The 5847-nt window shown below is 45.4% G+C and carries 2 tRNA genes and 3 rRNA genes; all 5 read right to left on the bottom strand.

From position 1 onward, the window contains the following. Positions 1-51: 51 nt before the first annotated feature. The 5 genes from rrf to Q0948_RS14815 all read right to left on the bottom strand — a co-directional run bounded on the left by rrf (position 52) and on the right by Q0948_RS14815 (position 5391). Positions 52-159, bottom strand: a 5S ribosomal RNA gene (rrf, locus tag Q0948_RS14835). Between the two features lie 175 nt (positions 160-334). Beyond that, positions 335-3162 (bottom strand): 23S ribosomal RNA (locus Q0948_RS14830). A 213-nt stretch (positions 3163-3375) separates the two neighbouring features. Next, positions 3376-3449 (bottom strand) — tRNA-Ala (locus Q0948_RS14825). Positions 3450-3582: 133 nt separating this feature from the next. Continuing rightward, a tRNA-Ile gene (locus Q0948_RS14820) sits at positions 3583-3656 on the bottom strand. A gap of 211 nt (positions 3657-3867) precedes the next feature. Further along, positions 3868-5391 (bottom strand): 16S ribosomal RNA (locus tag Q0948_RS14815). The 16S, 23S and 5S rRNA genes sit together here with 2 tRNA genes alongside, the layout of an rRNA operon. Positions 5392-5847 lie beyond the last annotated feature (456 nt).

Raw genomic sequence — 5847 nt, 5'->3', positions numbered from 1 at the left:
TTGACTTTCTTGTATAAAAAAAGCTCCAACACATTTCTGTATTGGAGCTTAAAAAGGCGGCGACCTACTCTCCCACGAGTGCAGTACCATCGGCGCTGGCGGGCTTAACTTCTCTGTTCGGAATGGGAAGAGGTGAGCCCCGTCGCTATAACCACCTTAGTTTTAGAATAAAATGATATAAAATCATCTTAAACCCTTTCGCTCAAGGCGAAAGAAAATATCTTAACATAAAAGGAAGTAATTAAAGTAATAACAAGTAATTGATAATCATATAAAAAACGTATTCTAATGCTTATTAAAAGAGTTTCCTCCCCGGTACAAGACCGGGGAAGTGTACATAAGCTTACGGGTTATTAGTACTACTCGGCTATGACATTACTGCCTTTACACCTATAGCCTATCAACGTGGTAGTCTCCCACGACCCTTTAAAGAAATCTCATCTTGTGGTGGGTTTCGCGCTTATATGCTTTCAGCGCTTATCCCTTCCCGACATAGCTACCCAGCAATGCTCCTGGCGGAACAACTGGTACACCAGCGGTCAGTCCAATCCGGTCCTCTCGTACTAGGATCAGATCCACTCAAATTTCTTGCGCCCACTGTAGATAGAGACCGAACTGTCTCACGACGTTCTGAACCCAGCTCGCGTGCCACTTTAATGGGCGAACAGCCCAACCCTTGGGACCTTCTCCAGCCCCAGGATGTGACGAGCCGACATCGAGGTGCCAAACCCCCCCGTCGATGTGAGCTCTTGGGGGAGATCAGCCTGTTATCCCCGGAGTACCTTTTATCCTTTGAGCGATGGCCCTTCCATACGGAACCACCGGATCACTATGCTCTACTTTCGTACCTGATCGACTTGTAGGTCTCTCAGTCAAGCTCCCTTATGCCATTGCACTCTACACACGATTGCCAACCGTATTGAGGGAACCTTTAGAAGCCTCCGTTACTCTTTTGGAGGCGACCACCCCAGTCAAACTACCCACCACGCACTGTTCTTCCTATGGAAGTTAGACTCCGAATAAGTAAAGGGTGGTATTTCAACAATGACTCCACCACGCCTAGCGACGCAGCTTCGATGTCTCCCACCTATCCTACACATTACTTATCCAAAGCCAATACGAAGCTATAGTAAAGGTTCACGGGGTCTTTTCGTCCCACAGCGGGTAACCGGCATCTTCACCGATACTACAATTTCACCGAGCTCATGGCCGAGACAGTGTCCAGATCGTTGCACCATTCGTGCAGGTCGGAACTTACCCGACAAGGAATTTCGCTACCTTAGGACCGTTATAGTTACGGCCGCCGTTTACCGGGGCTTCAATTCAGATCTTCGCCGAAGCTAAACCCTCCTCTTAACCTTCCGGCACCGGGCAGGTGTCAGGCCCTATACATCATCTTTCGATTTAGCAGAGCCCTGTGTTTTTGATAAACAGTCGCCTGGACCTCTTCACTGCGGCCCATCCGAAGATGGGCGACCCTTCTCCCGAAGTTACGGGTCGATTTTGCCTAGTTCCTTAGCCATGAATCTCTCGAGCACCTTAGAATTCTCATCCCAACCACCTGTGTCGGTTTACGGTACAGGCTGCTTCACTTGCTTTTCTTGGAACTCGATTCGCTGGATTATCACCTTGACCGTAGTCTCAGTGTACTATCGGGGTATTACTACTCCCTTCAACGCACAATTCCGTCTGTGCGCACCAACTATTCGAATCCGTCGCTTTTAATGTGAGCAGGTACGGGAATATTAACCCGTTGTCCATCCACTACCCCGTTCGGGTTCGCGTTAGGCCCTGACTAACCCTCAGCTGATTAGCATAGCTGAGGAAACCTTGGTCTTTCGGTGTGCGGGTTTCTCGCCCGCATTATCGTTACTTATGCCTACATTTTCTTTTCTGTACGCTCCAGCATACCTCACAGTACACCTTCAACGCAAACAGAATGCTCCCCTACCGATCACTGCTCGTGCAGGATCCCATAGCTTCGGTAGATAGTTTATGCCCGATTATTATCCATGCCGGACCGCTCGACTAGTGAGCTGTTACGCACTCTTTAAATGAATGGCTGCTTCCAAGCCAACATCCTAGCTGTCAAAGCAGTCCAACCGCGTTTTTTCAACTTAACTATCATTTGGGGACCTTAGCTGATGGTCTGGGTTCTTTCCCTCTCGGACATGGACCTTAGCACCCATGCCCTCACTGCTGATTAACATTTTATAGCATTCGGAGTTTGTCAGGAATTGGTAGGCGGTGAAGCCCCCGCATCCAATCAGTAGCTCTACCTCTATAAAACTATAAATCAACGCTGCACCTAAATGCATTTCGGGGAGTACGAGCTATTTCCGAGTTTGATTGGCCTTTCACCCCTACCCTCAGGTCATCCCAAGACTTTTCAACGTCAACGGGTTCGGTCCTCCACTTTGGGTTAACAAAGCTTCAACCTGCCCAAGGGTAGATCACACGGTTTCGCGTCTACTCAAACTAACTATGGTCGCCCTATTCAGACTCGCTTTCGCTACGGCTCCGATCCTAAAAATCTTAACCTTGCTAGTTAAAGTAACTCGTAGGCTCATTATGCAAAAGGCACGCCGTCAGTCCGAAGACCTCCGACCGCTTGTAAGCGTATGGTTTCAGGTTCTATTTCACTCCCTTATTCAGGGTTCTTTTCACCTTTCCCTCACGGTACTGGTTCACTATCGGTCTCTCAGGAGTATTTAGCCTTATGGGATGGTCCCCACAAATTCATACAGGGTTTCACGTGCCCCGCACTACTCAGGATACCACTATCTGTAACTGTCTTTACCTATACAGGACTATCACCTTGTATCGTTGCTCTTTCCAAAGCATTCTAGTTCATAAAGCACAAAATAACGTGGTCCTACAACCCCAGCAATGCCGTAACATTACTGGTTTGGGCTAATCCGCGTTCGCTCGCCACTACTAGCGGAATCACTATTGTTTTCTTCTCCTCCGGGTACTTAGATGTTTCAGTTCTCCGGGTTTGCCCCATTTCTGGTGATATATCTTCAATATACCGGGTTGCCCCATTCGGATATTTGCGGATCAATTCTTGTGTGCAGATCCCCGCAACTTTTCGCAGCTTATCACGTCCTTCATCGCCTCTGAGAGCCTAGGCATTCCCCATACGCCCTTAATTAGCTTATTGTACTTAATTGCTCTTTTAAGGGCTTATGTATAAAATACATAAACCTTTATATTATAATGAGTTATTCATATTATTATTAATTTGCGTATATAGCGGCTAGGCTATACACGACTTCTCGTATTCTTTAATTATTTCCCAATATGTCAATGAACGGTATTAATTACAAGTAAACTCATAACTAATCGCCAACAATTTAAAATTGATAGCTGATGTGGAGAATATCGGAGTCGAACCGATGACCTCCTGCGTGCAAGGCAGGCGCTCTAGCCAGCTGAGCTAATCCCCCATTTCTATGAAATCAAGATGATGACATCAGATTTCGAATGACGAAGTAATGATTCTCAACTTCTAAAATTTCCTTCAAAATGTAATACGTATGAACATCACGATTTATAAAGCTTTCGCGAAAGCATAAAAAGTAGTCTCAGGCAGACTCGAACTGCCGACCTCTACATTATCAGTGTAGCGCTCTAACCAGCTGAGCTATGAGACTGTCTTAATAGTCTATAGTAATTAAGCGGTAGTTGTTAGCAAAAACTAATTCCCACTTACTCAATCCCTACTTCCTTATTAATAATTAAATCGACAGCTATTGAAAACTAAAACCTATTACTAACCTTTCGGTTGTAAGTCGTTTGCTGTTTGTTAAAGATATAGCTACATATATAAAATATATAACGCACAATAACAGGGACAAGCTCTAGAAAGGAGGTGTTCCAGCCGCACCTTCCGGTACGGCTACCTTGTTACGACTTAGCCCCAGTTACCAGTTTTACCCTAGGCCGCTCCTTACGGTGACGGACTTCAGGTACCCCCAGCTTCCATGGCTTGACGGGCGGTGTGTACAAGGCCCGGGAACGTATTCACCGGATCATGGCTGATATCCGATTACTAGCGATTCCAGCTTCATGGAGTCGAGTTGCAGACTCCAATCCGAACTGAGATAGGGTTTATAGATTCGCTCCTTATCGCTAAGTGGCTGCTCTCTGTCCCTACCATTGTAGCACGTGTGTGGCCCAGGACGTAAGGGCCGTGATGATTTGACGTCATCCCCACCTTCCTCACGGTTTGCACCGGCAGTCTGGCTAGAGTTCCCGACATTACTCGCTGGCAACTAACCACAGGGGTTGCGCTCGTTATAGGACTTAACCTGACACCTCACGGCACGAGCTGACGACAACCATGCAGCACCTTGTAATCTGTCCGAAGAAAACTCTATCTCTAAAGCTGTCAGACTACATTTAAGCCCTGGTAAGGTTCCTCGCGTATCATCGAATTAAACCACATGCTCCACCGCTTGTGCGGGCCCCCGTCAATTCCTTTGAGTTTCATTCTTGCGAACGTACTCCCCAGGTGGGATACTTATCACTTTCGCTTAGTCACTCAGCCCGAAGGCCAAACAACTAGTATCCATCGTTTACGGCGTAGACTACCAGGGTATCTAATCCTGTTCGCTACCTACGCTTTCGTCCATCAGCGTCAATATATTGTTAGTGATCTGCCTTCGCAATCGGTATTCTATGTAATCTCTAAGCATTTCACCGCTACACTACATATTCTAACCACTTCACAATAATTCAAGACATACAGTATCAATGGCAATTCTATGGTTGAGCCACAGACTTTCACCACTGACTTATATGCCCGCCTACGGACCCTTTAAACCCAATGATTCCGGATAACGCTTGCACCCTCCGTATTACCGCGGCTGCTGGCACGGAGTTAGCCGGTGCTTATTCTTATGGTACCGTCATCGATCTACACGTAGACCTTATTCTTCCCATATAAAAGTAGTTTACAACCCATAGGGCAGTCTTCCTACACGCGGCATGGCTGGATCAGAGTTGCCTCCATTGTCCAATATTCCTCACTGCTGCCTCCCGTAGGAGTCTGGTCCGTGTCTCAGTACCAGTGTGGGGGATCTCCCTCTCAGGACCCCTATCTATCGAAGTCTTGGTAAGCCGTTACCTTACCAACTAACTAATAGAACGCATAGTCATCTTATACCGCCGAAACTTTAATTATTTAATGATGCCAAAAAATAATACTATGGGGTATTAATCTTCGTTTCCAAAGGCTATCCCCCAGTATAAGGTAGATTCTATACGCGTTACGCACCCGTGCGCCGGTCGTCAGCAAATAGCAAGCTACTCCTGTTACCCCTCGACTTGCATGTGTTAAGCCTGCCGCTAGCGTTCATCCTGAGCCAGGATCAAACTCTTCATCGTGTGTTGTTAATAATTTAACTCCTCACAACTCGAAATATCCGGTCAATAATAAACTTCTAGTTTTCAAATTCTTTGTAATAATACCCGAAAGTATTAATACGCGCTGTCAATTCAATAAGTCAATGAACTTTTCCTAATCCCTAAAAACTAGAAAATCAATGTTAATGCAAGAGGAATCGAACCCCTTTTTATCCTTCCAAAACATTCAAAAAAATTACTTGAACTTCGCTAGATATGTTACTGTTTCTCTAAGCGGGTGCAAATATACAACTGTTTTTAATACTGACAACTTTATTTTGAAAAAAAAATTATTTTTTTCTGAAGCAATAAAAACAACAATTCTAAGAACAACTCCTACAAATAAACCTCCATTTGTTAGCGGCTGCAAAACTACAACCTTTTTTGACTTTACAAACTATCTTTTGAAAATAATTTGAAATAAATTTTAAAGCCAAT

Origin of the sequence: uncultured Dokdonia sp. (assembly GCF_947496725.1) — a bacterium.
Taxonomy (GTDB): domain Bacteria; phylum Bacteroidota; class Bacteroidia; order Flavobacteriales; family Flavobacteriaceae; genus Dokdonia.
The sequence above is the reverse complement of the archived record's forward strand: the minus strand, read 5'-3'. Positions and strand labels throughout refer to the sequence as shown.